Below are 24,058 nucleotides of genomic sequence, written 5' to 3' on the forward strand. Positions count from 1 at the left end.
ATGACGCAGTTCTATTGCGCAGTTTCACGTCATGTCCGGCTCTATCTTTTCCGACAGGCTCTGTCAGCACGGGTCGGCGCTGCACGGCGCACGCATCGCGCTTGATGATATGATTTTCGTCGACGCCGACAGACCTCATACCGAATGCGATATCCCGACCAGATGTCCGACACGTTAGCGGCCGCCGTAGCGCAGGCCGACCATGTCATGCGGCATTGGCAATACGATGTCGATGGCCCCGTAAAAATTGGTTCGGACTCCCATAAACGCATGTTCTGCCGCATGCTGCTGGAGTCTCACAACCCCTACAAGCCGTCCGTCATCGAGTGGCCGAAGCTGCCGCCCGACGCGCTCAAACGTCTCACCGCACTACCCATCTGGGACATCGCCGTGCAGACGGAAGGACGCGCATCGATTCGCGTCGCGACCTACGCGGCCACGATTCACGACCCGCTGTTGCGTGAAGCCCTCGTCATGGACGGCGAGGAGGAAGCGCGTCACAAGGTCGTGCTCTCCAAACTCGTCGAAGCCTACGGCATCGAACTCGCCGCCGAGCCGCCCTACCCGCCGCCGAAAGACGCCGAATGGGCGTGGATGAAGACCGGCTTCAGCGAGTGTATCGACAGCTTCGTGGCCTTCGGTCTGTTCCGCTCGGCGCAGCGCTCCGGTTATTTTCCCGAAGCCTTGGTGGAGACGTTCGAACCGGTGATTCAGGAAGAAGCACGTCATATTCTCTTTTTCGCGAACTGGGTGGCCTGGTACCGGCGCTCGCTGCCGTTCTGGAAGCGTCCGTGGTTTTACGCGCGGGTCGCGGCCGTCTGGGTCACGCTGATCTGGGATCGCCTGGCGATCGCGCGCGGCATCGACACCGACGGCGTCGCGCGCGACGCCAACTTTCCCGCGACGGGCACAGCCGACATCGGCGAATCGCTCAAGCCGCGTGATCTGATCCTGCTGTGTCTGGAAGAAGACGCCCGGCGCATGGACGGATACGACAAGCGTCTGTTGCGTCCGACGTTCGTGCCGAAGCTCGCCCGCATCGCGCTGCGCTTTATGAAAGCCTGACGAACGCCTCACTCATCGACGCGTTGCGACGGATCGCAAACACAAAAAAGCCGTCCCGGGCATCACACCCGGGACGGCTTTTGACCTTTCTACTACTGCGGCGATATCAGCCGCGCGGCGATCAGCTGCCTTGGAACTCGTCCAGTTGGCCAGCAGCGCGGGCACGAGCCAGCTCTTGCTTGACGTCGGCGCGCGACACGCTCGAGCCTTGGGCGACGGCTGCAACCGGGTAGTCCTGGTCGTTTTGTGCCATCAGGCCCTCAGCACGGGCTTGCGCCAGTTCCGTCTTCACTTCGGCGCGGGTCTTGCTCTCACCCGAGGCAACGTACACCGGATAGTCGGCGTCGCCTTGCGGGATCAGGCCGTTGGCGCGAGCCTGAGCCAGATCGGCTTGCACGGCAGCACGCGTGAGCGGCTGGCCTTGCGAAGCGATTTCGGGATAGTTGTTGCCGTTTTCGGCAGCGTTGCTAGCAACGGCGCCAAGGGAGGCCACAGCGGCGATAAGTGCGATTGCGATGTTCTTGCGGTTCATTTTCCTAACTCCTGTCATGTTGCGACGACTTTGTTTTGAATTGCGCCGTCGATGGAAAGAAGTCTAGAACTCGCGCATGCAATGAAAAACGCGATATTTGTCGAGGAACTATTGCGTCTTTTGATGAGAATTAATGCACTGAATTGGTGCGAAGCCGAAACGCGAAACGCCGCTGCCGCCGGTCGAATCCGGTGGACAGCGGCGTTGTAAGGGTCGGAAGACGTTGGCGAGACGTCTCCGAAATCGTTAGTCCGTGAGCGATGCGCCGAGTGCGTCGAGCAGGAAGTTCGTGCCTCGCTCGCGCGAACCCGCATCGTCGTAACCGTCCAGAAACGCGCCCTGTTCGGTCATGACGAGATGCGTGCCGCCATCGCGTGCCTTGATCTCGATGGTCGCGACCGACACCGAGATCTTGCGCGTGTCCAGATGCATCTCGTACGCATAGACGACACGCGTATCCGGCACAACGTCGTAGTAGAGCGCATCGAAGGTCGAGACCATGCCATTCGGCCATTTGCCTTTTGCGACTTCGCGTCCACCGGGGCGCACGTCCATCGTGCGTTCGATCAGCGTCAGCCCTTCGCTGCGCGCAAACCAGCGGTCCTTCGCTTCGCGCTCGGCCAGCGCACGGAACACGCGCGCGGGCGATGCCGGGTACTGACGCTCGATACGGAACGTGCCGTGCACGACGCTACGCTGCGTTGGCGCTTCGGCTTCCTTCATGACTTCGCGTCCCAGCTTGTCGAGCGTTTGCGTCCATCCCTGCCCTGCACCTTCCGGCATCCATGCGAAGGCGGGGTCGAGCACCGTATAGCGTTGCTCGACGTCGAGCTGCGTGCCTTGCGCCACATCGGTAAAGCTCGCCGTGGTGAGCGCGCTGAACAATGCGTGGCCCTTCTCGTCGGTCACTTTCATGTCGATGACCAGACGCTTCGGCGCATCGACTTCGACGAAACGCCCGCGAATCCAGTGCGACTCGCCTTCGGGAGACTGCATACGCAGATCGAAAGCGCCGCCCTCGCGAGCATCGATCTGCGCTTCGGGCACCGTGTAACCGGTCGGGCAGAACCAGCGCTTGACGGCGTCGGTCGAGGTCCATGCGCGAAACACCACGTCGCGGGCTACGGCGTACGTGCGGCCAACGGTGAGCGGACGCGTTTGCGTGCTCGCTTTTGCTTCACTTGCTGTCGTCATGAAGGTCTCCTTCGGGCGGCAGGCTGGCCAGATACTCGCCCAATCGGTCGAGATGGCCCTCCCACTCGTGACGGCGCTGGTTGATCCATCGCTCTGCGAGGCTCAGCGCCTGAGGTTCGATCCGGCACGTGCGCACACGTCCCGCCTTTTCCGTTCGCACCAACCCCGCACTCTCCAGCACGGACAGGTGCTGCATGACCGCCTGCAACGACATCGACAAGGGCTGCGCAAGCGCGCTCACCGACGCCGGCCCCTGCGCGAGACGCACGAGCATCGCTCGGCGAGAGGCGTCGGCCAGTGCCTGAAAAGTCAGATCGAGGGTGTTGTCATGGTCAAGCATGTGCTTGAGTATAGTCGCGTTAAATACTAAAGCAAGAACTTTAGTATTAATTTTTTCGGGAAAGACTTCGGCGACCCGCTCCATCTCCCGGCCGCCGAGGACTCAGACGGTTCAGGTGATGATGTGGTGCTCGCGCGCCCGCACTTGCGCCGTGTGCTGGCGATGCAGGATTTCCCACAGCGATTGCTCGATCGTCTCGGACATGGCGTCGAGCGCCAGATCGTTCGCTTCCAGACCGAATGGCTCCTCGATCTCGGCGCTCACCGCTTCGAGCGCGAAGAACGTGTACGAGATGAAGGCGACGATCACGGGCGTCATCGGTCCGATGGAGTCGACCAGCCCGAATGGCAGCAGCAGACTGTAGAGGTACGTCACGCGGTGCAGAATCACGCCGTACGTGAACGGAATCGGCGTGGTGGCAATGCGTTCGCAGCCGCCGATGGCTTCGCCGAGGCGGTCCAGATGCATCTCCATCACCTGTGCCAGCGGCGCTTCGATCTGCCCGCGCATGCGGCGCTCGCGCAGCCACTCGCCCGCCATCAGCAAGAGGGTGATCGGCTTGAACTGCTTGCGCTTGAGGCACGCCACGTCTTCCTTATCGAGCAGACGCTCGAAGTCGGCGCGCGGGTCCGTACCGCGCAACTGGTGGCGCATACCGTGCACGAAGGCGATGAGATAAGCGACGAAGCGCGGCGAATCGGAGGTATCCGACACAAGCGTCATCGACTGACGGGACAGCGCCCGCGTCTCGTTGAGCACACTGCCCCAGAGCACACGGGCTTCCCAGTAGCGGGCGTAGCTGGTGGTATTGCGGAAGCCGAGAAAGATCGCGAGCGTAATGCCGATCAGCGAGAACGGGATAAACGTGAGCGGGATCTTCCATTCGAAGATGCGCCCGTGCGCGAGCGTAACGACAACCGAAATGATCGTGGTGAAGATGAGCTGCGGAGCGATCTTGGGCAAGATCGAGCCACGCACGACGAACAGCATGCGCAGCCAATGCAGATTGGGACGGACGATCATGATGACGAATGGCGCTCGCAAGCGCTGAGAAACCGGCTGTGGGGGTAGCCGTTGGGGCCGGATGATACGCCGATATTTGCGTCATTGAAATGGTTGCAACCGATTGCAACATCGCTGTTCGGCCCGTCCCCGCTTCGTGAGAATGCTGATACGCCGTCTTGGCGTACCTCTGGGTCAATAACGATCATGAACGTCCCACACACGACTTCTCGCAAACAACTCGCCGGTCGCCCCGGCAAGCCCCGCGGACTGGCCGCGATTGCCCTGCTCGCCGGACTGGCGGGCGTGATCGGCAGCCTGTCGGGTTGCGTGGTCGAGCCGCCGCGCCCGGCTCCGGCCGCCCGTGTCGTCGTCGAACAGGACCCGCACACCGTGGCCGTGCAGCGCCGTGAGCAGATCGACCGTCGCATCGGCAACGAGTCGCGCGACATCGACAACCACGTGAATCAGGGCTATTACCCGCCGCCGCGTGGATACGATCTGCATCGTCGCCTCGACGCCATTGCGCAGGAAGCACGCGACATGGCCGCACAGCACGGTGGCGGATTGTCGCCGGACGAACAACGCGCGCTCAATCAGGAGCTCGACCAGATGCATCGCATGATCGCCGGTTGATCGGAAGAACGCGCCCGTCGAGTCTGCAACGACCAACGAAAACGCCCGTCAGGCACGATGCCGACGGGCGCTTTTCCCTTCGCGCATCTCACTCGATGCGCGAAGGCGTTACTTCACATTCAGTGCCTGCGCCAGTGTGACCGGGTCCTGGAAAATGCTCGAAAAATCGAGCCCGCCGTGCCCGTTTGCGCGGTGCACTTCGAAGATACGGCGCGCGAGATCGCCTAGCGGCGTCGCCACGTCGCTCGACTCGGCCGCACCGTGCGCGAGACGCAAGTCCTTCGCCATCAGATCGGTCGCGAAACCGCCGGTGTACCCGCGCGACGACGCCGCATTCTCCATCACGCCCGGGCAGGGGTTATAAACCTCCAGCGTCCAGTTACGCCCGGAGCTTTGCTGCATCACCGCCGAGAGTACTTTCGGGTCGAGACCGTTCGCAATGCCCAGCCGCAGCGCCTCGCTCGTGCCCGCCATCAAAATACCCAGCAGCATGTTGTTGCACAGCTTGAGCGTCTGCCCTGCGCCGAGCGGGCCGCCGTGGTGGATTGCGCGTCCCATGTTGCCCAGCAGCGGGCGCATGCGCTCTACAAGCGCCGCGTCGCCGCCGACCATGAAAGTCAGCGTGCCCGCCGCCGCACCTGCCGTGCCGCCCGAAACCGGTGCATCGAGCAGCAAGGTACCGGGCCGCGCAAGCTTCGCCAGTTGACGCGGAATCTCCGGCGGCACCGTGCTGCTGTCGATCAGCACAGCGTCCGGTGTCGCGTTTGCCAGCACCCCCTCGGGGCCGTCGTACGCCGCAAGCACATGCTCGCCCGCGGGCAACATGGTGATGACGACCTGCGCGTCGCGCACCGCATCGGCAATCGATGTCGCCGCGCGGCCACCGGCTGCGGCAAGTCGCTCCACCGCTTCGCCGGACAGGTCGAAGCCGCGCACGGCGTGTCCGGCTTTCACCAGATTCGCCGCCATCGGACCGCCCATGTTGCCCAGGCCGATGAACGCCACGCGCAGCGTCCCTTGTTGAGTTTCCGTAGCCATCGTCTGTCTCCGAAATCCGTGGAAGGGTGCGTTACTTCAGCGTGATCGTGGTGTTCACACCCGACGGGCCGGTGCCGCGTGCCTGCCAGCGTGCCGTGACGGTCTTCGTTTGCGTCCAGAACAGAATGGCCTGCTTGCCGTTCGGGCCGAGATCGCCGAGCTTCGACGCACGCGAACCGGTGAAGCTGAACCATGCGACCGGCACCGGGATCGGCAGGTTGATGCCGACCTGACCGACATCGATCTCATTCTGGAACTGACGCGCCGCACCGCCATCCTGCGTGAACAGTGCCACGCCATTACCGTTCGGATTCGCGTTGACGAAGGCAATCGCGTCGTCGAGCGTCTCGGCGCCCGTCATGCACAGCACCGGTCCAAAGATTTCCTCGCGGTAGATCGACATCTCAGCCGTCACACCGTCGAAGATGGTCGGACCGACGAAGTTGCCGTCCGGCGCTTCCTTGACCGAGTGACCCCGTCCGTCGAGCAACAGCTTCGCGCCCTCTTCCGCCCCCGCGCCGATCAGCTTCTCCACACGCGCGCGCGCCTGCTTCGAGACCAACGGTCCAACGTCAGCCTTACGATCCGTGCCCGGTCCAACCTTGAGCGCACGGGCGCGCTCGACCAGTTCCGGCACCCACTCGCGGGCTTCGCCCACAAGCACCGCCACCGACGTCGCCATGCAACGCTGCCCCGCCGCCCCGAAGGCCGCGCCGAGCAAATGGTTGATGGCTTGCTCGCGATCTGCGTCCGGCAGGATCACGCAGTGATTCTTCGCGCCCATCATCGCCTGACAGCGCTTGCCCGCTTCCGATGCACGACGATAGATGTGCGTGCCGACATGCGTCGAGCCGATGAACGACACGGCCTTGATATCCGGGTGATCGCAGATCGCGTTCGCGATATCCGGGCCACCATGCACGACGTTAAGCACGCCCGGCGGCAGACCGGCTTCGAGTGCGAGTTCGGCAAGGCGCAGCGACGCGCTCGGATCTTGCTCCGAAGGCTTCAGCACGAACGTGTTCCCCGTAGCGACGGCCAGCGGGAACATGAAGCACGGCAGCATCACCGGGAAGTTGAACGCGGTAATGCCCGCACACACCCCCAGCGGCTCGATGAGCGTGTAGACGTCGACGCCACCGGCCGCGTTCTGCGCATACTCGCCGAGTTGCAGCGACGCAATCGAGCAGGCGTGCTCCACGACTTCGAGACCGCGCCCGACTTCGCCTTCGGCGTCGGGCAGCGTCTTGCCGTGCTCGCGCGTGATCAGTTCGGCAAGTTCGCCCGTGTGATCGCGCAGCAATTGCTGAAAGCGCAGCATCACGCGCATGCGATTGGCCTGCGACGTGTTGCGCCAGCCCTTGTAGGCCGCCTTGGCGGAAGCCACGGCCGCATCGAGTTCGTCGGTCGTGGCGAACGGCACGCGCGCGACGACTTCCTGCGTGGCCGGGTTCACGACGTCGCGCCACTGCGACGTCTTCGATTCAACACGCTTGCCATCGATAAGCAACGGAATGGTGGGTAGGGACATGACACGCTCTCCAGATCGAAACGAATGCAGGGATTCGGGTAAGGGTTGAGGGCCGTCGGGTGACGGCCCGATGTCGGTTACTTCGCTGCCGTGTTCGTCTTCACGAGCGAACAGGTCGACTTCGACAGCGGCTGGAAGGCTTCCGTCGCGGGGACGGTGGCCACTTTAGTGTAGTAATCCCACGGGCCTTTGGACTCGGCGGGCGACTTCACGCGGAACAGATACATGTCGTGAATCACGCGTCCGTCCGGACGAATCGACGCGTTGTGCATGATCGGATCGCGAATCGGCAATTCACGCATCTTTTGCGCAACCACCTTCGCGTCCACACTCTTTGCCGCGGCGACCGAGCGCAGGTAATGCAGCACGCTCGAATACACACCGGCCTGCACCATCGTCGGTTTGAGATTCTTGTACTTCTTCTGGAAGCGGTCGGACCACGTGCGCGAGGCGTCGTCGAAGTCCCAATAGAAGCCGTCGGTAAACAGCAGCCCTTGCGCCGTATTCAGGCCGAGGGCGTGCACGTCCGACAGAAACACGAGCAGTGCGGCGAGTTTCTGGCCACGCTGCACGATGCCGAATTCGCGCGCCTGCTTGAGCACGTTGACGGTGTCTTGTCCACCGTTGGCGAGCGCCACGACCTGCGCCTTCGAGCTTTGCGCCTGCAACAGGAACGACGCGTAATCGGACGCGTTGAGCGGGTGTCGCGACTGGCCCACGACCGTGCCGCCGAGCGTCTTCACGATATCGGCGGCGTCCTTTTCCAGGGAGTGCCCGAAGGCGTAGTCGACGGTGATGAAGTACCACGACTTGCCGCCGTCGCCGACCACGGCGCGGGCGGTGGCGGCCGACTGCGAGTACGTGTCGAACATCCAGTGGAATCCGGTGGGCGAGCAGTCTTCGTTGGTCAGGCGCGTAGTCGCCGGTCCGGAGAACAGCACGACACGCTGCTTGTCCATCGCGAGCTTCTGCACGGCGAGCGCCGCCGCCGAGTTCGTCAGATCGGCAATCGCGTCGACGTTGTCGCGATCGAACCATTCGCGCGCCTTGTTGGCGGCGACGTCGGCCTTGTTCTGGTTGTCGGCCGACACCAGTTCGACCTTCATTCCCTTGCACTCGGCGGCCAGACAGTCGTCGATGGCCATTTGTGCGGCCACGACCGACCCTGCCCCGCCCATCGCCGAATACGTGCCCGACATATCGGTGAGCACGCCCACCTTGACGGGCCGGTCAGGCAACTGCGCAAACGTTCCGGCTGACGACAATCCCAAGCCCGCACCGAGTCCCAGCGCGAGCAGCCACGGCTTGATCTTCATCGCTTTTGTCTCCTTCAGGTCTTTTATGCTTTCGTCGCCGACGTCTATGCGTGGCGCTCATAAATTGTATTTGTGCGAATTTGCTTTACATAGCGAAAATCTGCATCTACTTTGTGCAGAATTGCACATAGCGACTTCACATGGGAGCGGGGGTATGGCGCACAGCGGAGCGACGAGAATCGCCCGGTCGATGGGCATCGCCGGGGCGTCGGGCGCAGAGCCGCGTCCCGACTGGGACGACCTTCGGTACTTTCTGGAAGTGGCGCGCACGCAGCGCGTGAGTGCGGCGGCGCAACGGCTGGGCGTCGATCACACGACGGTGTCGCGACGGGTGCGTGCGCTGGAGCAGGCGCTCGGCACGCTGCTCTTCGACAAGTCGCGCAACGCTGGCTTCGCGCTCACGCCCGAAGGTCAGCAACTGCTCGTGTATGCCGAGCAGATGGAGACGGCCCTGCAATCGGCCTGCGAACAGGTTGCGGGCCTGGGGCAAACGCTCTCGGGTCATGTGCGGATCGGGTCGACGGAAGCGTTCGGCACGTACTTCGTCACGCCCGTACTCTCACGCTTTCAGCGCGAATACCCCGCCATCGATTTCGACGTATTGCCGGTGCCCCGCTTCGTCAGCCTCTCCAAGCGCGAGGCCGATCTGGCGATCACCATCGAGCGCCCACAACGGGGGCCGTACGTCTGCAGCAAGCTGTGCGACTACCGCTTGCAGTTGTACGCCACGCCCGGCTATCTCGCGCAGTACGGTGACGTAGCGACGTTCGCCGATCTCACCGGGCGTCGCTTTATCAGCTATGTGGACGAACTCTCGTTCAGCAACGAGTTGCGCTATCTGGAAGACATCGTGCCGGGGTGCAACGTCGTGCTGCGCAGCACGAGCGTCATCGCGCAGTATCAGGCGGCGCTGCAGGGCGAAGCGCTGGCCGTTCTGCCGTGCTTCATGGCGGCGCAGGACCCGCGACTCGTGCCGCTGCTGGTCGACGATGTGGTCGTCACGCGTAGCTTCTGGATCTACTGCCACGAAGAATTGCGCACGCTCAAACGCATTACGGTGCTGTGGGATTACCTGCGCGACGCCGCGCAGCGCAACGACGCCCTGTTGCAAGGCAAGGCCGGACAACTGCTACTGACCTGACGCCGCGCGCTCAGCGAATCTTGCGCTGCTCATCCTCGATCACGGTCGGAATCGCGATGCGCATCGCTTCGACGAAACGGCGCAGACGCGCGGGGTAATACTTCGCGTACGGGTACAAGAGATACATCGGCAGCGGCGTCGAGCGCCATTTCGGCACGAGTTGAATCAGACGTCCCTGCGCGATGTCTTCGGCCATCACCCACGCCGACGCCACGCCCACGCCCAGACAACGCAATGCGGCACTGCGCAACGCGAACAGATTGTCCGTACTCATGCGCGGGTCGAATGTGATGCGCTCGCTCTCGTGCGTCTCGCGATGCGTCAGCGTGATGTCCGTCCGATAGAACGTGGTGAGTGCGAGCCACGGAAACGCCGTCAGTTCCGAGGGATGTTCGGGCATCGGGCGCCCCCGGAGCAAGTCGGGCGACGCCACGACGATGCGCGGCACGTCGGTCAGCAGGATCGCGACGTTCGACGGATCTTGCAATTCGCCCACGTGAATCGCGCAATCGATGCCCTCGGCAATGAAGTCCGGCTCGCGATCCTGCAAAAACCAGTGCACCTTCATCCCGGTGTAGCGATCGAGAAAGTCGGCCAGCGGCCCGATCATCATGTCCTGCCCGAACGCGTGCGGCACCAGCACGCGCAGCGTCCCCTCCGGCTCGGCCCCCGTGCCGCGCAGATCGGCCTCGAACGCCTCCCAACTGGTCACAAGCTCCTTGGCGCGCGCGAAACAACGCTCGCCGTCTTCGGTGAGCTTCATGCGATGGGTCGAGCGCTGAAGCAGTCGCAGGCCCAGTGAGCGCTCCAGCATTTGCAGCCGTCGGCTGACGGTCGGCTGCGTGGTGCCAAGCTGCGCCGCCGCCGCCGACAGGCTGCCGGATTCAACGATGCGCACGAAGGTCTGCATCAGTTCGACGCGATCGGCGCCGCCGGGTCTGAGGGCCGAAGGCGATGCGGAGGACGGGGGATCGAGTGGCTCTGTCATACGTCACACGTATAAAGGTTGTACGGATTATAGGTCTACCGCTGCACCGCACCAAGCGAGACACTACGCCCCGTACCTTCTTACTGGAGCCTCAAGCAATGAGTTCCGCGCAAATTTCGAACGCCCCCGACGCGAGCCGTGCGACGCCCCGGCCGCAGCCGGCGCTGTCCGCACGACTGATTCTGTTGCTGGCAACGGGCACGGGCCTGACCGTCGCCTCGCTGTACTACGCACAACCGATGCTCGGCATCATGACCGTCGACATCCACGCGGCCAACACGACCGTGGGATGGGTGCCGACACTCACCCAACTCGGTTACGCCCTTGGGATTCTGCTGCTCGTGCCGATGGGCGACATCATCGACCGCCGCCGCATCGTGCTCGTCAAGGGCGCGATTCTGACGCTGGCCTTGCTGCTGGCGGCCTTTGCCCCGGGCATCGGCACCTTGCTCGTCGCGAGTCTCGCCATCGGTCTGACGGCGACGATGGCGCAGGACATCGTGCCTGCGGCCGCCACCCTCGCCCCAGAGTCGATCCGGGGACGTGTGGTCGGCACCGTGATGACCGGCCTGCTGCTCGGGATTTTGCTGTCCCGCGTGGTGTCGGGCTTCGTCGCACAGAATTTCGGATGGCGGGCGATGTATGTGGTCGCAGCCATCAGCGTCGCGGGGTTCGGTGTGGTGGCGTGGCGCAGCCTGCCGTCGTTCCATCCGACGACGCAGATGTCCTATCGCCAACTGATCGGCTCGGTCGCGAGTCTGTGGCGTCGTCACCCGGCACTGCGCCGGGCAGCCTTCGCACAGGGCTTGCTGTCGGTCGGCTTCAGCGCGTTCTGGTCGACGCTGGCCGTGATGCTGCACGAAGCGCCGTTCCATCTGGGCGCAGCCGCCGCCGGTGCGTTCGGTCTGGCCGGTGCCGCCGGTGCGCTCGGTGCGCCGATTGCCGGTCGTATCGCGGACAAGAAGGGCCCTCAGATCGTGACGCGCCTCGGTGCAGGCCTTGTCGCCGTGTCGTTCGCCGCGATGCTGTTCGCCCCGCTGTTGAGCCCGCATGCCCAGTTGTGGCTGATCGGTCTGGGCGCCATCGGCTTCGACCTTGGCGTGCAGGTCGCCCTGATCTCGCATCAGACCATCGTGTACGGGATCGAACCGCCTGCCCGCAGCCGTCTGAACGCAGTGTTGTTCGTCTGTGTGTTCATCGGCATGTCGCTCGGTTCGGTGCTCGGCTCGCAGGCGCTGGCGCATTGGGGCTGGACGGGCGTCGCATCGCTCGCCATGCTGTCCGCGCTCGGTGCGCTGGCCGTGCGGATGTGGCCGGGCACGACGTCGGCACACTGATGTAGACGTATTGAGGAACGCATGTAAGAAGGGCCTTGCGGACGGTCTGTCTGCAAGGCCCTTTTTCTTTGTGTTTCGGGTGTTCAGCGCTGGACTGTTTTGGCGGCGCCCGCAAGCGCTCGCGCGAACAACTCGTCGGTATCGACGTCGGTCAGATTCAGGCCGAAGCGTCCGGCCAGCGCGTCGGCCAGTTGCGACGCCGAACCGATTTTCGTCTCGGCGATCACGTCGCCCTTCGGACCGCGTTCGACCAGTTTGGTATCGAGCAACGCGAGACGCCCTTGCGGCAACACCCGGCACGCCATGAGGTGATTCGTGAAGATCGAGTCCGGCGCGCTCGACGTGTACCAGTTCCCGAGCTTGTAATCGATCCACTCGGCGGGACGCGGCGTGAAGCGATACGTCGGCAGCCATGTCTGCGCCGATTTCACGCTCAGACGATATTCGCCGACGGTATGACCGTCGCCCACCGGCACCGGCGTCAGATTGAAGATTTCGAGCGGCGTGGCCTGCTCGCCCGACGCGCTCAGACGCAACGGCGCCGTCAGCGTGACCGAGCCGAAGCCCACATCCGCCAGCCACGATTCGCCGTCGAGTTCGATGCGCAGCAGCATGTGCGTGAGCGGTGCTTCCGCTTCGAAGGTGCGGCCCCAGCAGACGCGTCCGATCAGTGGCGTGACGTCGAACCCGAGATACTTGAGCGCACTGGCAAACAACGCATTCTGCTCGAAGCAGTAACCGCCGCGTTCGCCGTCGACCAGCTTGGCGACGACCGACGGCAGATCCACATGCACCGCTTCGCCGCGTATCGGATCGATGTTCTCGAAGGGAATCGCGAGCGGATGCAACGAATGCACCGCGCGCAGCACATCGAGCGTGGCTTCGCGGGGGCCGGTATAACCGATGCGCCGAAAATAGCGCGCAGGATCGAAATCTTGGGACATACCGGCCTTCCTCCGTCAGTCGTTCGATTCGCAGAAGCGAATGCGGTTATTGAATGGGTCGGTCACCGTCATCTGCTTGCCCCAGTCGAGTGCTTCGATGCCGGGATTCATATTGGGATAACGCTTGCCAGACAGGTCGCGCTGATAGGCTTCGACACCCCGCATGAAGACGAACGTCGTCGCCCCCGGGCTGGCATCGCCGAAATGGCCGGACAAGTGCAGCGTCATGCCCGCACGGGAGACCTGGCAGTACAGCGGCATACCGTCGGCAAAGCGATGCTCCCAATCAAGCTTGAAGCCGAGGAAGTCGACGTAGAATTCACGCGCCTTCGCTTCGTCGAAGATCCGGTGAATCGGGGCGACGGTGTCGAACACGATGCCGTCACTGACCGCAGCAGCGGCCAGTTTGGCGGCGAGCACGTTCCAGTCCGCAAAGCCGAACTGCGCGGCGACGGATTCCAGTGCCTGTGCGTGGGAGATGTCGATGCCCTCGCGCGCGAGACGTTCGCGCAGGGACTTGGCCATGATTTTGGCGTCGAGATAGGTTCGCATGTTGGCCATCCTTGATAGCGTTCAATGGCGACGCATTCGATCAGTGCTCGCGTTGCTGATGCGCGTCGCCCGGAGAACGGGACGGACATGCGATGCCTGCGATGCTTTCACCGTCCCCGGATCGGGTGCGAGCGGCAGGCAGCATCGGCCGTGCGGCAATTCTAGCAGCAATCGCAGGCCGCCGAAGCGCGCCGCCGTGGCGATGCCGAAATGCGATGGCGGCGCCCGGAATTCCGCATTGGCCTGCCATGCGGCGCGCCGGTATAGTGGCGCTCGTCGGCCGGGCGCATGATCCCCATGCATCGGCCTCAGTCTTCCGGAGTCCTGCGTCCATGATCGACGCCACGCGTATTACGCAAGCGCTGGCCGAGCGCCACATCACCCCCGACCGTCGTCAACGCGACGCCATCGCCGTGCTCGCGAGCCTCTCGTCGCCGGGGGCGCCTCGTGGGACGGCAGCACACGATGGCGTCTATTGCTATGGCCTGCCCGGACGCGGCAAAAGCCTTGTCGTGGACGCCGCCTTCGCCGTCGCCGACGGCGAGAAGCGCCGCGTGCACTTTCACGAATTCCTGCGCGAAATCCACCGTCAGCTCGTGCGCGAGCCGAAGTGCGACGACCGGCTCGCGGCCGTGGCCAATCGCTGGCTGGACGGCGTGGAACTGCTTTGCTTTGACGAATTCCACGTCCACGACATTGCCGACGCCTTCCTCATCGGACGCTTTCTCGACATTGCACTCGCACGCCGCGTGCGGCTGGTGCTGACGTCGAACTACGCCCCCGCCCAGTTGCTGCCCGACCCCGAGTTTCACGAGCGCTTCGAGCCGACCATCGCCGTGATTCTTCAGCGCTTCGCCATCGTGCATTTCGACGGCGCAACCGACTACCGGATGGGCGGCGATGCTGCGTCGATGCCGCGCTGGCTTGCGCCGCTGGCAGCTGCGCATGAGGTCCTGCCTGCGTGTTACGAAGCGCTGGAGGGTAGCCCGGCAAGCGCCCCGTCAAACGTCACGGTGGCCGGTCGCGCCCTGGGGGTGCGCAGCGCAGGTGAGCGCGTGGTGTGGGCCGACTTCGAGGCGCTGTGCGTGGCCCACCGCTCGCATCTGGACTACCTCGGTCTTGCCGAACAGTGGCAGGCGCTGATTGTGGACGAACTGCACGTCGATCAGTTGCGCCGCCCGGACACGCTGCAACGCTTTCTCTGGCTCGTCGACATTTGCTACGACCGGCAGCGAACGCTGCTGGTCGCATCCGACGCGCCGCTCATCCCTGCACTCGATGCGCTAAGCGACTGGCGCGATCTGTCGCGCACGATCAGCCGTCTGGCGGAGATGGGATCGCGGGACTACGAGCGACGCACGCTCACGCCCGATCGCTGAACGTCACACCACGCTGACAATCGCTTCGCGCAGCCAGCGATGCGCCGGGTCGCGATGCACGCGCTCGTGCCAGTACATCGAGATCTCGAAGCCGGGAAGATCGATGGGCGGTGCCATGAGTTGCAGCGCGGGATCGTCGCGCACAAGGCGCTCCGGGGCCATCGCGACGAGATCGGTACTCGCGAGCGCCGCGCGCAGAAACAGAAAGTGCGGCACGGAGAAGACGACTCGTCGCGACAGGCCCATCGCGGCCAGCGCGTCGTCAGTGCTGGCATGAAAGCCGCCACCGTCCTGCGAGACGATGCTGTGATCGAGTTCGCAGAACTGCTTGAGTGTCGGGCGACGCTTGAGCTTCGGATGCCCTCGCCGTCCCACCAGCACATAGCGCTCGGTGAAGAGCGCCTTGCGACGCAAGCCGTCCGGCGCGTTCTCCGTCGTGTGAAAGACGATGTCGATGTTGCCCTGCTCCGCCTGCCGTGACAGCCGCGAAGGGACCAGATCGTAGACCGCCAGCCGCGTCTTCGGCGCGTGTGCCCGCAACTGCTGCATGAGCGGCAGGACAATCGTCGATTCGGTGTAGTCGGTCGCGGTAATGCGCCACGTCAGATCGGCGTTCGCCGGTTCGAACGGTGCCGCCGGGGCCACGGCGCGCGTGAGCGATTCAAGCGCTTCACGCAAAGGTTCGCGCAGCGACTCTGCCCGAGCAGTCGGCCGCATGCCGCGCGGCCCCGGCAGCAGCAGCGGGTCTTCCAGCACTTCGCGCAGCTTCGCGAGATGCACGCTCACCGCTGGCTGGGAGATGTGCAACCGCTCAGCCGCGCGCGTAACGTTGAGCTCGGCCAACAGTACGTCGAGTGTGACGAGCAGATTCAGATCGAGACGTCGCAAATTAACCATGGTTATACCTGCCATATCAGGAATTCATTTCCAATATACCGCGCACCTCTCTAAGCTGCATTCATTCCCATCCCGAATGAAGCGATGGCATCGAATACGCCGCAAGGCCACGGAGTCTGAAAATGAATGTCCTGATCGTCTACGCCCATCCCCAACCGCGCTCGCTCAACGGTGCGCTGCGCGACTTCGCCGTCCAGCATCTGGAGGCGGCCGGTCATCACGTGCAAGTCTCGGATCTGTATGCGATGCAATGGAAGACCACAATCGACGAGCGCGACGCGCCGCAACGCGATCCGGCTGAGCCGTTTCACGCATCGCTCGACTCGAAGCAGGCGTTCCTCGACGGCACGCAGCGCGCCGACATCGCCCGCGAGCAGGAGAAGCTTCGCTGGGCCGATACGGTGATCTTCCAGTTCCCGCTGTGGTGGTTCTCCATGCCCGCGATCATGAAGGGCTGGTTCGACCGCGTATATGCGTACGGCTTCGCCTATGGCGTGGGCGAGCATTCGAACACGCACTGGGGCGACCGCTACGGCGAAGGCTCGCTGTCGGGCAAGCGCGCCATGCTTGTGGTGACGACCGGCGGCTGGGACTCGCATTACAGCGCGCGCGGCATCAACGGGCCGATCGACGACGTTCTGTTCCCGATTCAGCACGGCATGCTGTTCTATCCCGGCTTCGACGTGCTGCCGCCGTTCGTGACGTTCCGCTCGTCGCGGGTGGATGCCGAAGCGTTCGCCACGATCACGCGCGATTTAGGCAAGCCTCTGGACACGCTCGCGACGACGGCGCCGATTCCGTATCGCCGCCAGAACTACGGCGACTACGAGATTCCTGCGCTGACGCTTCGGGACGATATTGCAACGGACAGAACGGGATACGCCGCGCACATCGCTTGAAGGGCGCTTCGCGAGGCACAGGCGCGATCCGATAGTGGTCCGCAAGTACCGGTCGCTTGCCGCTTGGCACTCGATCTGCAAGACTGGCGTCTTTCGTTCCGTTACCGGTGCCGCCTCATGCATCTCTCCACGCTTGCGATATACGCCACCGCCGCGCTGATCGGTGGCCTGATCCCCGGTCCGACGACGCTGCTCGCCCTTGCCAACGGCATTTCGGGCAACTGGCGTGTGGTACTCGTGGGGATGTGCGGTGCAGCACTGTCCGACCTGCTGGTCGTGGCCGCTGTGGGCGCAGGGCTCGGTGCGGTGCTCATGGCGTCGGCGACACTCTTCGCCACCGTCAAGTGGGTCGGCGTGGCGTATCTTGTGTGGCTCGCGATTCAACTCTGGCGCAGCCATCCGCAAGACCTGAGTCAGGTGCGGATCAAGTCCGATCTGAGTGCTGGACGCGTCTTCCTGCGCAGCTTCGGCGTCGGGCTGACCAATCCCAAGATTCTGCTGTTCTTCTCGGCGTTTCTGCCGCAATTCGTGGATACGTCGATGCCGCTCGCGCCGCAGTATGCCGTGCTGGCGGTGGTCTCCGCTGGCGTGGATATTCTGGTGATGACGCTTTACGCGACCGGCGGCGTGCAGGCCGCGCGTCTGATGACGGCACGTGGTCTCAAGCGACTGAACCGTGTGTGCGCCGTCGTCATGTTCTCGCTCGCGGGCGGTCTGGCGTTGTATCGCAAAACCGGCAACTGAGCGCCAAACGTTCAGGTGAAGCGCGACACGCCCCCGCACCGCGCTTCACCTTCCCGCTTTTGGCTCCGCCTCTGGCTCCACCTCTGGCTTCGCCCTCTCTACTTCCCCATCAAACCGTTGCCGGGTCCAGCTTCTCCGGATCGATACCGTACTTGCGGATCGCCTCAGTGACACGCTCGCGCGGCACACGTCCCTCGTCGGCCAGCGCACCGAGCGCCGCCAGCACGATGAAGTGACGATCCACCTCGAAGTACGTGCGCAGCGACTCGCGCGTATCCGAGCAGCCGAAGCCATCCGTGCCGAGCGTAACGAAGCGACGGTCACGCACGAACGGACGAATCTGGTCGCCGACGATCTTCATGTAATCCGTCGCCACCACGACAGGCCCCGTGCGTTGCGCGAGACATTGCTGGACGTACGGCACACGCTGCGTCTGGTCCGGATGCAGCAGATTCCAGCGTTCGACGGCCAACCCCTCACGACGCACTTCCGTCAGGCTCGTCGCACTCCAGAGATCGCTCTGCACGCCGAAGTCGTCGCGCAGCAATTCGCTCGCCGCCATGACCTCCCGCAAGATCGCGCCGCTGCCCATGAGTTGTACGCGCGGGGCATCGGCCTTTGCGTCGCTTTCACGTAGCAAGTACAGCCCCTTGAGAATGCCCGCCTCGGAACCTTCAGGCATGGCCGGGTGCGCGTAGTTCTCGTTGAGCAGCGTGACGTAGTAGTAGACGTCCTGATCGTCGACGTACATGCGCTTCATGCCGTCTTGCAGAATCACGGCCAGCTCAAACTGGAACGTGGGGTCGTACGCGACACAGTTCGGGATGACGGACGCGAGCACGTGGCTGTGACCGTCGTCGTGTTGCAGGCCTTCGCCCATGAGCGTAGTGCGACCGGACGTCGCTCCGAGCATGAAGCCACGTGTGCGTGCGTCGCCAGCGGCCCAGGCGAGGTCGCCCACGCGTTGCAGGCCGAACATCGAATAGAAGATATAGAACGGGATCGTGGCGAAGTCGTGCGTGCTGTACGACGTGCCCGCCGCGATCCACGACGCCATCGCCCCCGACTCGTTGATGCCTTCTTGCAGAATCTGACCGTCGAGCGCTTCCTTGTAGTAGCTGAGCTGTCCGGCGTCCTGCGGTGTGTAGCGCTGTCCCTGGAACGAGTGAATACCGATCTGGCGGAACAGCGGCTCCATGCCGAACGTGCGCGATTCGTCGGGCACGATAGGAATCACGCGCTTGCCGATCTCCTTGTCTTTGAGCAACGTCGTGAGAATGCGCACGAACGCCATCGTCGTCGACATCTCGCGTTCGCCCGAATCCTTGAGTTGTGCGGCGAAAGTGCTTAGCGGCGGGATCGCAAGCGGCGCACGCAGTCCGAAGCGTGCGGGCTGATGACCGCCCATCGCCGCACGACGCGCGGCGAAGTAGCGGCCTTCGGCGCTGTCGGGCTCGGGGCGCAGGTACGGCATCTCGGCCAGTTGCTCGTCGCTCACCGGCAAATCGAAGCGGTCGCGGAAGGCGCGCACCGCGTCGGCACTCATCTTCTTCAACTGGTGATTGACGTTCTGCCCCTCGCCCGCTTCGCCCATGCCGAAGCCCTTCACGGTCTTGGCCAGGATGACGGTCGGACGGCCCTCGGTTTTCATCGCTTGCGCGTAGGCGGCGTGGACTTTCAGCGCGTCGTGACCGCCGCGTGCGAGTTGCCAGATCTCGTCGTCGCTCAGATGCGCGACCATCGCCAGCAACTCGGGCGACGTGCCGAAGAAGTGCTCGCGCACATACGCACCGTTCTGCGACTTGAACGTTTGATAATCGCCATCGACGCACGCCATCATGCGCTCGCGCAGCAAGCCGTGAACGTCGCTTTCCAGCAGCGCGTCCCAGCCGCTGCCCCACACCACTTTGATGACGTTCCAACCCGCCGCCCGGAACGTGCCTTCCAGTTCCTGAATCACCTTGCCGTTGCCGCGCACGGGACCATCGAGCCGCTGCAGATTGCAGTTCACGACGAAGACGAGATTGTCGAGGCGCTCTCGTCCGCCCAGCGAGATCGCGGCGAGCGATTCCGGCTGATCCATCTCGCCGTCACCGAGGAACGCCCAGACTTTGCGCCCCTGATGCTGCTTCAGTCCACGGTATTCGAGATAGCGCATGAAGCGCGCCTGATACGCGGCGGTGATTGGGCCGAGGCCCATCGACACCGTCGGGAACTGCCAGAAGTCGGGCATCAGACGCGGATGCGGGTACGACGAGATACCGCTGCGTCCCGCTTCACGACGATAGTTGTCGAGCTGCGCCTGCGTGATGCGTCCTTCGACATAAGCGCGTGCATAGATGCCCGGCGCGGAATGCCCCTGCACGTAGATCATGTCGCCGTCGAACGTATCGGTGCGGCCACGGAAGAAGTGATCGAAACCGACGTCGTACAGCACGGCCGCGGACTGATACGTCGCGATGTGGCCACCCACGTTCGAATGCTTGCCCGCGCGCAGCACCATCACCATCGCATTCCAGCGGATGAAGGCATTCAGACGGCGCTCGATGGCGAGGTCGCCCGGATAAGCAGGCTGGCGCGACGTGGGAATCGTGTTGACGTAATCGGTCGTCACCCGGGTATGAAAATCGCCGTGCTGCGCAAAGTCCCATGCGGCAAGACGGTCGATCAGAAAGTGGGCGCGCGAGCGGCCTTCAACGGTGGTGACGCCTTCGAGCGCGTCGAGCCATTCGCGCGTTTCCTGGATATCGGTGTCGGCACCCGCCGCCACTGGCAATTGAGTCATGACATGTCTCCTTGAGATCACGAACCACAGTAGGGATCGCGACGGGGGTTCGCGATAGCGATTACGACCGCAACAACGCAGAATGGATTGCATTTGCAATCGTCATGCCGGCCATTCTAGCCATGTACAATTGCATCTGCAACTCACATGTGACATCGACAAGGACATTCATGAGCACGCCTGATCCCGATCTTTGGTTCTCCTTCGTGCGCGCGCACCGCACGATGATTCGCGAGATCGAGCGCCGTCTGGCGCAGGCCGACCTGCCCGCCTACGCCTGGTACGACACGCTGTGGGGGCTGGAAAGCGGCCCGCAAGGCACGCGGCGCATGCACGAACTGGCCGACGTACTGGCCATCGAGCGCTACAACCTCACGCGCCTGATCGACCGTCTGGAGCAGGAAGGGCTCGTGACGCGCATGCGCGATCCGGACGACGGACGCGCGGCCTACGCGACCATCACCGACAAGGGACGCGCGCTTCGCAAGAAGATGTGGAAGGTCTACCAGTCCACCGTGGCGGAGTTGTTCCTCAGCCAGTTTCGCGAGAAGGACGTCGCGCCTGTGGCCGAGGCGCTGGATCGTGCGAGTACGGCCGCGAAAGCGTTTCTGTCGGAGACCAAGGCGCGATAAAGTCAATCGCACCTTCCGGTCGCGGGATCAGACCACGCCGTAACGACGCGTGGCGTCTGCGATGCGGGTGCGCGGCAACGTGCCCTCGTCCACCAGCAGACGCAGCGCGTTGAGTACGATCCATCGCACCCCGGGTGCGTCGCCGGTACTTAAACGCTCGCCGCTTTCGTCCGTCGCGTTTCCGATGTCCGCATCGTCACTGCCCAGCGCGGCAAAACGGGCGGGCATGAACGCGCCGATCTGATTGGCGATGTGGCGGGCGTAGCCGGTGACGGCGAGCACCGGCGCACTGCCGTCGCCAAGGCATTGCACGAGATGCGCCTCATTGGCAATGTGATCCGGGCGCTGCAACGCCATACGCTCCGCCTCACCCGCTTCCCGCGCCAGACGCGTATAGCTCGGGCAACTCCACACCTCGCACGCCACGCCCCAGTCGAGTTGCAGCCAGCGAGCGGCTTCCAGCACGTTCGCCAACGCCCTGCCCGCCCCGCACAGTCGAACGACGTACGGCGGATTCGTGTCGGGTAACGTGCGCAGGCGGTACATCCCTTTGAAAGCATTGCGCGCATCGCTGCGCGTGAGGGCGCGCGATGGCGCGTGGGGCGCTTCATGCGCGCTCAGATAGCAAAAACCGGATTCACCGCGTACGTACAGCGCGTCGAGCGCCGCGCACAGCAAGGCCTTCAACTCCTGCGCCGACGCCGGATCGTACGGTAGCCATTCGGCCTGTGCCGCGAGCCACAACGGCAATTCCGGGCGAACGCGCTGGAACCGGTCCGGCGACCAGATGGTGGCGTCGTTGACGAAAATGCCACGCCGTCCTGCCCTGGCGTCCTGAGCGTCCTGGGCGTCCCTCAGTCCCGCCGCTTCGATGCCGGCGCTCAGCACACCGCGCAACGTCGGTGAATGCAGCAGGTACAGCAGCGGACGTTCGCGCGCCGGGGCGGAGCGGAACCACGTGACGATGGCGCTCGCGAGCGGCACAGGCTTACGACTTCGCTTTCGCTTCGATGCCGGATCCCTCGACGGCGGTGGCGCGAGTTCTGCATCCGAGTCGACGATCCAGACCTTGTCGGACGTCTCGCCCTCCGATAGTGCATGCGTCAGCGTCGCGATCGCACCCGACGGCGACACCGGCGTCTGCCCTGCGCTGCGTACCGCGCGCAACTTGCCGATGCAGGCGAGCGCCGCCTGCCGCGTGACCTCGTCCGGCACGCTTCGTCCCTCCACTGCGGCACGGCCCCGGCTCACCCATTCCCTCATGACATTCCTCACATCTTGTGATTCGTCGTGGAAACACATACGATTGCAATTGCAATCATTGTATTTGCAATCGCAAATCAAGACAACTTCCCGAGGAACGCCATGAACGCCAAGAATCCCAACCACCCGCCGCTCACCTTCTACACCGCCAACACGCCCAACGGCCTGAAGGTCAGTCTGTATCTGCACGAAGCGGGGCTGGAGCATCGACAGGTGAACGTCGATCTCTCTGCGGGCGAACAGAAGCAACCCGCGTTTTTGTCGCTGAATCCGAACGGCAAGATTCCGGTGATCGTCGACCATGAGCGCGATCTCACGGTGTTCGAGTCGGGCGCGATCCTGACCTATCTCGCGACGAAGACCGGCGTGTTGCAACCGACGACGCAGGCGAAGGCGATTGCCGTCAATCAATGGTTGCACTTTCAGATCGGTGGCATCGGCCCGATGCTGGGTCAGCTCTGGTGGTTCCTGCACGGCTCGAAGACACGTAACGCCGAGGCCATCGAGCGCTATCGCAAGGAGTCGCTGCGGCTGATCGGCGTGGTGGACATGAAGCTGGCCAGATCGGCCTATCTCGCGACGGACGAGTATTCGATTGCCGATATCGCGGCCTTCGCGTGGCTGCGTACGCACTACGAACTGGACCTCGACCTGACGCCGTTCCCCGATGTGCGGCAATGGCTGACGGACATCGAGGCGCGTCCTGCCGTGCAAAAGGCGATTGCGGCCAATCGCGGCGCGTCCGAGACAACCGAGGCGCAGGAGGCGTAACACGATGAATGCGATGGCTTGGATCTACCTGCTGCTCGCCGCGGCACTGGAAATCGCGATGGGGCTCGCGCTCAAGCTCAATCAGGGCTGGACGCGCGTGCTCCCGAGTGCGCTCGCCATTGCCGCCGCGCTTGCCAGCATCTACCTGCTGGCGCTGGCATTGCGCGCGCTGCCCGTCGGCACGGCCTATGCTATCTGGACAGGCATCGGGACGGTTGGACTGGTGGCCGTCGGCATCTTCTGGTTCGGGGAGTCGCTGACGTGGAGCCGCGTCGGCTTTCTCACGCTGGCAATCGTGGGCATAGCAGGACTGCGGTTCACAGGGGGGGATGCCGCGTGATGTAGTCCTGATGTGGGCCTGATGGACTGCCTTACGCGCGTCAATGCCACCCTCTATACTGCCCGCTATAACGGACACCTGAAGTGATGGGGCGATGACATGAATCACGATGTGAGCAGCGTCGAACAACTCGAAGCGATCTACGGCGAGCCGGGCGAACGCGCGATCTGGAAGGAACTGACGTACCTCAACGAGGACTATCAGGCGTTCGTGAAAGCCTGCCCGTTCGTGGTGCTGGCGTCCGTCGGCGAGGAAGGCACGGACTGTTCGCCCAAGGGCGACCCGGCCGGTTTTGTCCAGATTCTCGACGAACGGACGCTCGCCGTGCCGGACCGTCCCGGCAACAATCGCATCGACAATCTGCGCAACATCATTGCCGATCCGCGCGTGTCGCTGCTGTTCCTCATCCCTGGCATCGGCGAGACGTTGCGCGTGAACGGCCGTGCGCGCATTTCGGTCGACCCCGACCTGCTCGCGCGCTTCGATGTGAACGGCAAGCTACCCAAAACGGTGATCGTCGTATCGATCGATCGCGTGTATTTCCATTGCGCGAAAGCCATCGTTCGCTCACATCTCTGGGATCAGGCGACGCAGATCGCCCGCGAGTGCCTGCCGAGCACCGGCGCGATGCATCGTCGTCTGAGCGGCGGTCATTTCGACGCGGAAACTTACGACCGCGATCTTCAGAAGAACACGGTCGCCGGTCTGTATTGACGGATGGAACGCATCGGG

General features: G+C 63.6%; 24 protein-coding genes. 11 read left to right on the top strand and 13 right to left on the bottom strand.

Annotated elements, in window-relative coordinates; translation table 11 throughout:
* Window positions 1-162 precede the first annotated feature (162 nt).
* Window positions 163-1,065, top strand: a complete 903-nt coding sequence (locus NA29_RS21340) for a hypothetical protein (RefSeq protein ID WP_039393003.1) — start codon at window positions 163-165, stop codon at window positions 1,063-1,065.
* A gap of 121 nt (window positions 1,066-1,186) precedes the next feature.
* On the opposite strand, the gene NA29_RS21345 is transcribed toward NA29_RS21340, so the two are convergent.
* From NA29_RS21345 to NA29_RS21360, 4 genes are all read right to left on the bottom strand, one after another.
* Window positions 1,187-1,597 (bottom strand): DUF4148 domain-containing protein, encoded by a 411-nt coding sequence (locus tag NA29_RS21345; RefSeq protein ID WP_072633351.1) that lies wholly within the window; start codon window positions 1,595-1,597, stop codon window positions 1,187-1,189.
* A 246-nt stretch (window positions 1,598-1,843) separates the two neighbouring features.
* The gene (locus tag NA29_RS21350; protein WP_039393005.1) at window positions 1,844-2,791 is read right to left on the bottom strand and encodes an SRPBCC family protein; all 948 of its coding nucleotides are present in this window, start codon (window positions 2,789-2,791) and stop codon (window positions 1,844-1,846) included.
* Window positions 2,775-3,131: an ArsR/SmtB family transcription factor gene (locus NA29_RS21355; protein ID WP_039401336.1), complete on the bottom strand. Its 357-nt coding sequence runs from the start codon at window positions 3,129-3,131 to the stop codon at window positions 2,775-2,777. The genes NA29_RS21350 and NA29_RS21355 overlap by 17 nt, the downstream gene beginning before the upstream one ends.
* A 111-nt stretch (window positions 3,132-3,242) precedes the next feature.
* Complete coding sequence (locus tag NA29_RS21360) at window positions 3,243-4,154, bottom strand: bestrophin family protein (protein ID WP_039393007.1); 912 nt, start codon at window positions 4,152-4,154, stop codon at window positions 3,243-3,245.
* Between the two features lie 186 nt (window positions 4,155-4,340).
* On the opposite strand from NA29_RS21360, the gene NA29_RS21365 reads away from it, so the two are divergent.
* On the top strand, window positions 4,341-4,769 hold the full coding sequence (locus NA29_RS21365; protein WP_231965086.1) for a hypothetical protein: 429 nt from the start codon (window positions 4,341-4,343) through the stop codon (window positions 4,767-4,769).
* Window positions 4,770-4,877: 108 nt separating this feature from the next.
* Here the strand turns inward: NA29_RS21365 and mmsB are convergent, their stop codons facing one another.
* The 3 genes from mmsB to NA29_RS21380 all read right to left on the bottom strand — a co-directional run bounded on the left by mmsB (window position 4,878) and on the right by NA29_RS21380 (window position 8,654).
* Window positions 4,878-5,807: a 3-hydroxyisobutyrate dehydrogenase gene (gene mmsB / locus NA29_RS21370; protein ID WP_039393008.1), complete on the bottom strand. Its 930-nt coding sequence runs from the start codon at window positions 5,805-5,807 to the stop codon at window positions 4,878-4,880.
* Window positions 5,808-5,838: 31 nt separating this feature from the next.
* On the bottom strand, window positions 5,839-7,338 hold the full coding sequence (locus tag NA29_RS21375; protein ID WP_039393010.1) for a CoA-acylating methylmalonate-semialdehyde dehydrogenase: 1,500 nt from the start codon (window positions 7,336-7,338) through the stop codon (window positions 5,839-5,841).
* A 77-nt stretch (window positions 7,339-7,415) separates the two neighbouring features.
* Window positions 7,416-8,654, bottom strand: coding sequence for an ABC transporter substrate-binding protein (locus tag NA29_RS21380; RefSeq protein ID WP_039393011.1), 1,239 nt, complete (start codon window positions 8,652-8,654; stop codon window positions 7,416-7,418).
* 190 nt (window positions 8,655-8,844) lie between these two features.
* Between NA29_RS21380 and NA29_RS21385 the strand changes: the two genes are divergently transcribed.
* Window positions 8,845-9,795 carry a LysR family transcriptional regulator gene (locus NA29_RS21385; RefSeq protein WP_052252297.1) on the top strand — a complete coding sequence of 317 codons (951 nt, stop codon included), beginning with the start codon at window positions 8,845-8,847 and terminating at the stop codon, window positions 9,793-9,795.
* 10 nt (window positions 9,796-9,805) lie between these two features.
* Here the strand turns inward: NA29_RS21385 and NA29_RS21390 are convergent, their stop codons facing one another.
* Window positions 9,806-10,783 (bottom strand): LysR family transcriptional regulator, encoded by a 978-nt coding sequence (locus tag NA29_RS21390; RefSeq protein WP_167370910.1) that lies wholly within the window; start codon window positions 10,781-10,783, stop codon window positions 9,806-9,808.
* Window positions 10,784-10,881: 98 nt separating this feature from the next.
* Between NA29_RS21390 and NA29_RS21395 the strand changes: the two genes are divergently transcribed.
* The gene (locus NA29_RS21395) at window positions 10,882-12,120 is read left to right on the top strand and encodes an MFS transporter (protein WP_039393013.1); all 1,239 of its coding nucleotides are present in this window, start codon (window positions 10,882-10,884) and stop codon (window positions 12,118-12,120) included.
* Window positions 12,121-12,203: 83 nt separating this feature from the next.
* Here NA29_RS21395 and NA29_RS21400 read toward each other — a convergent pair whose 3' ends face one another.
* Window positions 12,204-13,064: an arylamine N-acetyltransferase family protein gene (locus tag NA29_RS21400; protein ID WP_039393014.1), complete on the bottom strand. Its 861-nt coding sequence runs from the start codon at window positions 13,062-13,064 to the stop codon at window positions 12,204-12,206.
* 15 nt (window positions 13,065-13,079) lie between these two features.
* A complete protein-coding gene (locus NA29_RS21405) occupies window positions 13,080-13,616 on the bottom strand; it encodes a glyoxalase superfamily protein (RefSeq protein WP_039401342.1) in 537 nt (178 codons plus the stop codon).
* Between the two features lie 332 nt (window positions 13,617-13,948).
* Here NA29_RS21405 and zapE point away from each other — a divergent pair, with 332 nt between their 5' ends.
* The gene (gene zapE, locus NA29_RS21415; RefSeq protein WP_039393017.1) at window positions 13,949-14,995 is read left to right on the top strand and encodes a cell division protein ZapE; all 1,047 of its coding nucleotides are present in this window, start codon (window positions 13,949-13,951) and stop codon (window positions 14,993-14,995) included.
* 3 nt (window positions 14,996-14,998) lie between these two features.
* Here zapE and NA29_RS21420 read toward each other — a convergent pair whose 3' ends face one another.
* Window positions 14,999-15,892, bottom strand: a complete 894-nt coding sequence (locus NA29_RS21420; protein ID WP_224791894.1) for a LysR family transcriptional regulator — start codon at window positions 15,890-15,892, stop codon at window positions 14,999-15,001.
* A 122-nt stretch (window positions 15,893-16,014) separates the two neighbouring features.
* Here NA29_RS21420 and NA29_RS21425 point away from each other — a divergent pair, with 122 nt between their 5' ends.
* Window positions 16,015-16,791, top strand: coding sequence for an NAD(P)H-dependent oxidoreductase (locus NA29_RS21425; RefSeq protein WP_039393020.1), 777 nt, complete (start codon window positions 16,015-16,017; stop codon window positions 16,789-16,791).
* 117 nt (window positions 16,792-16,908) lie between these two features.
* Window positions 16,909-17,535 carry a LysE family translocator gene (locus NA29_RS21430; RefSeq protein ID WP_039393022.1) on the top strand — a complete coding sequence of 209 codons (627 nt, stop codon included), beginning with the start codon at window positions 16,909-16,911 and terminating at the stop codon, window positions 17,533-17,535.
* A gap of 109 nt (window positions 17,536-17,644) precedes the next feature.
* Here NA29_RS21430 and aceE read toward each other — a convergent pair whose 3' ends face one another.
* Complete coding sequence (gene aceE / locus NA29_RS21435; protein WP_039393024.1) at window positions 17,645-20,320, bottom strand: pyruvate dehydrogenase (acetyl-transferring), homodimeric type; 2,676 nt, start codon at window positions 20,318-20,320, stop codon at window positions 17,645-17,647.
* Between the two features lie 170 nt (window positions 20,321-20,490).
* Between aceE and NA29_RS21440 the strand changes: the two genes are divergently transcribed.
* Complete coding sequence (locus NA29_RS21440; protein WP_039393026.1) at window positions 20,491-20,952, top strand: MarR family winged helix-turn-helix transcriptional regulator; 462 nt, start codon at window positions 20,491-20,493, stop codon at window positions 20,950-20,952.
* A gap of 27 nt (window positions 20,953-20,979) precedes the next feature.
* Here the strand turns inward: NA29_RS21440 and NA29_RS21445 are convergent, their stop codons facing one another.
* On the bottom strand, window positions 20,980-22,215 hold the full coding sequence (locus NA29_RS21445) for a transketolase-like TK C-terminal-containing protein (RefSeq protein WP_052252298.1): 1,236 nt from the start codon (window positions 22,213-22,215) through the stop codon (window positions 20,980-20,982).
* Between the two features lie 102 nt (window positions 22,216-22,317).
* Here NA29_RS21445 and NA29_RS21450 point away from each other — a divergent pair, with 102 nt between their 5' ends.
* The 3 genes from NA29_RS21450 (at window position 22,318) to NA29_RS21460 (ending at window position 24,040) form a co-directional block, all read left to right on the top strand.
* Window positions 22,318-22,986: a glutathione S-transferase family protein gene (locus tag NA29_RS21450; RefSeq protein ID WP_039393029.1), complete on the top strand. Its 669-nt coding sequence runs from the start codon at window positions 22,318-22,320 to the stop codon at window positions 22,984-22,986.
* Between the two features lie 13 nt (window positions 22,987-22,999).
* On the top strand, window positions 23,000-23,326 hold the full coding sequence (locus tag NA29_RS21455) for a DMT family transporter (RefSeq protein ID WP_039401347.1): 327 nt from the start codon (window positions 23,000-23,002) through the stop codon (window positions 23,324-23,326).
* Window positions 23,327-23,425: 99 nt separating this feature from the next.
* Window positions 23,426-24,040 (top strand): pyridoxamine 5'-phosphate oxidase family protein, encoded by a 615-nt coding sequence (locus tag NA29_RS21460; protein ID WP_039393031.1) that lies wholly within the window; start codon window positions 23,426-23,428, stop codon window positions 24,038-24,040.
* Window positions 24,041-24,058 lie beyond the last annotated feature (18 nt).

This window comes from Pandoraea sputorum, assembly GCF_000814845.2.
Classification (GTDB): Bacteria; Pseudomonadota; Gammaproteobacteria; order Burkholderiales; family Burkholderiaceae; genus Pandoraea; species Pandoraea sputorum.

Excerpts from the sequence above, each read along its gene's own strand:
- NA29_RS21380 (WP_039393011.1), bottom strand. The coding sequence starts at position 8,654 with ATGAAGATCAAGCCGTGGCTGCTCGCGCTGGGACTCGGTGCGGGCTTG.
- NA29_RS21425 (WP_039393020.1), top strand. The coding sequence starts at position 16,015 with ATGAATGTCCTGATCGTCTACGCCCATCCCCAACCGCGCTCGCTCAAC.
- mmsB (WP_039393008.1), bottom strand. The coding sequence starts at position 5,807 with ATGGCTACGGAAACTCAACAAGGGACGCTGCGCGTGGCGTTCATCGGC.
- NA29_RS21455 (WP_039401347.1), top strand. The coding sequence starts at position 23,000 with ATGGCTTGGATCTACCTGCTGCTCGCCGCGGCACTGGAAATCGCGATG.
- NA29_RS21420 (WP_224791894.1), bottom strand. The coding sequence starts at position 15,892 with ATGGTTAATTTGCGACGTCTCGATCTGAATCTGCTCGTCACACTCGAC.
- aceE (WP_039393024.1), bottom strand. The coding sequence starts at position 20,320 with ATGACTCAATTGCCAGTGGCGGCGGGTGCCGACACCGATATCCAGGAA.
- NA29_RS21365 (WP_231965086.1), top strand. The coding sequence starts at position 4,341 with ATGAACGTCCCACACACGACTTCTCGCAAACAACTCGCCGGTCGCCCC.
- NA29_RS21345 (WP_072633351.1), bottom strand. The coding sequence starts at position 1,597 with ATGAACCGCAAGAACATCGCAATCGCACTTATCGCCGCTGTGGCCTCC.
- NA29_RS21405 (WP_039401342.1), bottom strand. The coding sequence starts at position 13,616 with ATGCGAACCTATCTCGACGCCAAAATCATGGCCAAGTCCCTGCGCGAA.
- NA29_RS21460 (WP_039393031.1), top strand. The coding sequence starts at position 23,426 with ATGAATCACGATGTGAGCAGCGTCGAACAACTCGAAGCGATCTACGGC.
- NA29_RS21390 (WP_167370910.1), bottom strand. The coding sequence starts at position 10,783 with ATGACAGAGCCACTCGATCCCCCGTCCTCCGCATCGCCTTCGGCCCTC.
- NA29_RS21355 (WP_039401336.1), bottom strand. The coding sequence starts at position 3,131 with ATGCTTGACCATGACAACACCCTCGATCTGACTTTTCAGGCACTGGCC.
- NA29_RS21375 (WP_039393010.1), bottom strand. The coding sequence starts at position 7,338 with ATGTCCCTACCCACCATTCCGTTGCTTATCGATGGCAAGCGTGTTGAA.
- NA29_RS21440 (WP_039393026.1), top strand. The coding sequence starts at position 20,491 with ATGAGCACGCCTGATCCCGATCTTTGGTTCTCCTTCGTGCGCGCGCAC.
- NA29_RS21445 (WP_052252298.1), bottom strand. The coding sequence starts at position 22,215 with ATGAGGGAATGGGTGAGCCGGGGCCGTGCCGCAGTGGAGGGACGAAGC.
- NA29_RS21360 (WP_039393007.1), bottom strand. The coding sequence starts at position 4,154 with ATGATCGTCCGTCCCAATCTGCATTGGCTGCGCATGCTGTTCGTCGTG.
- NA29_RS21430 (WP_039393022.1), top strand. The coding sequence starts at position 16,909 with ATGCATCTCTCCACGCTTGCGATATACGCCACCGCCGCGCTGATCGGT.
- NA29_RS21395 (WP_039393013.1), top strand. The coding sequence starts at position 10,882 with ATGAGTTCCGCGCAAATTTCGAACGCCCCCGACGCGAGCCGTGCGACG.
- NA29_RS21450 (WP_039393029.1), top strand. The coding sequence starts at position 22,318 with ATGAACGCCAAGAATCCCAACCACCCGCCGCTCACCTTCTACACCGCC.
- NA29_RS21350 (WP_039393005.1), bottom strand. The coding sequence starts at position 2,791 with ATGACGACAGCAAGTGAAGCAAAAGCGAGCACGCAAACGCGTCCGCTC.
- NA29_RS21385 (WP_052252297.1), top strand. The coding sequence starts at position 8,845 with ATGGGCATCGCCGGGGCGTCGGGCGCAGAGCCGCGTCCCGACTGGGAC.
- zapE (WP_039393017.1), top strand. The coding sequence starts at position 13,949 with ATGATCGACGCCACGCGTATTACGCAAGCGCTGGCCGAGCGCCACATC.
- NA29_RS21400 (WP_039393014.1), bottom strand. The coding sequence starts at position 13,064 with ATGTCCCAAGATTTCGATCCTGCGCGCTATTTTCGGCGCATCGGTTAT.
- NA29_RS21340 (WP_039393003.1), top strand. The coding sequence starts at position 163 with ATGTCCGACACGTTAGCGGCCGCCGTAGCGCAGGCCGACCATGTCATG.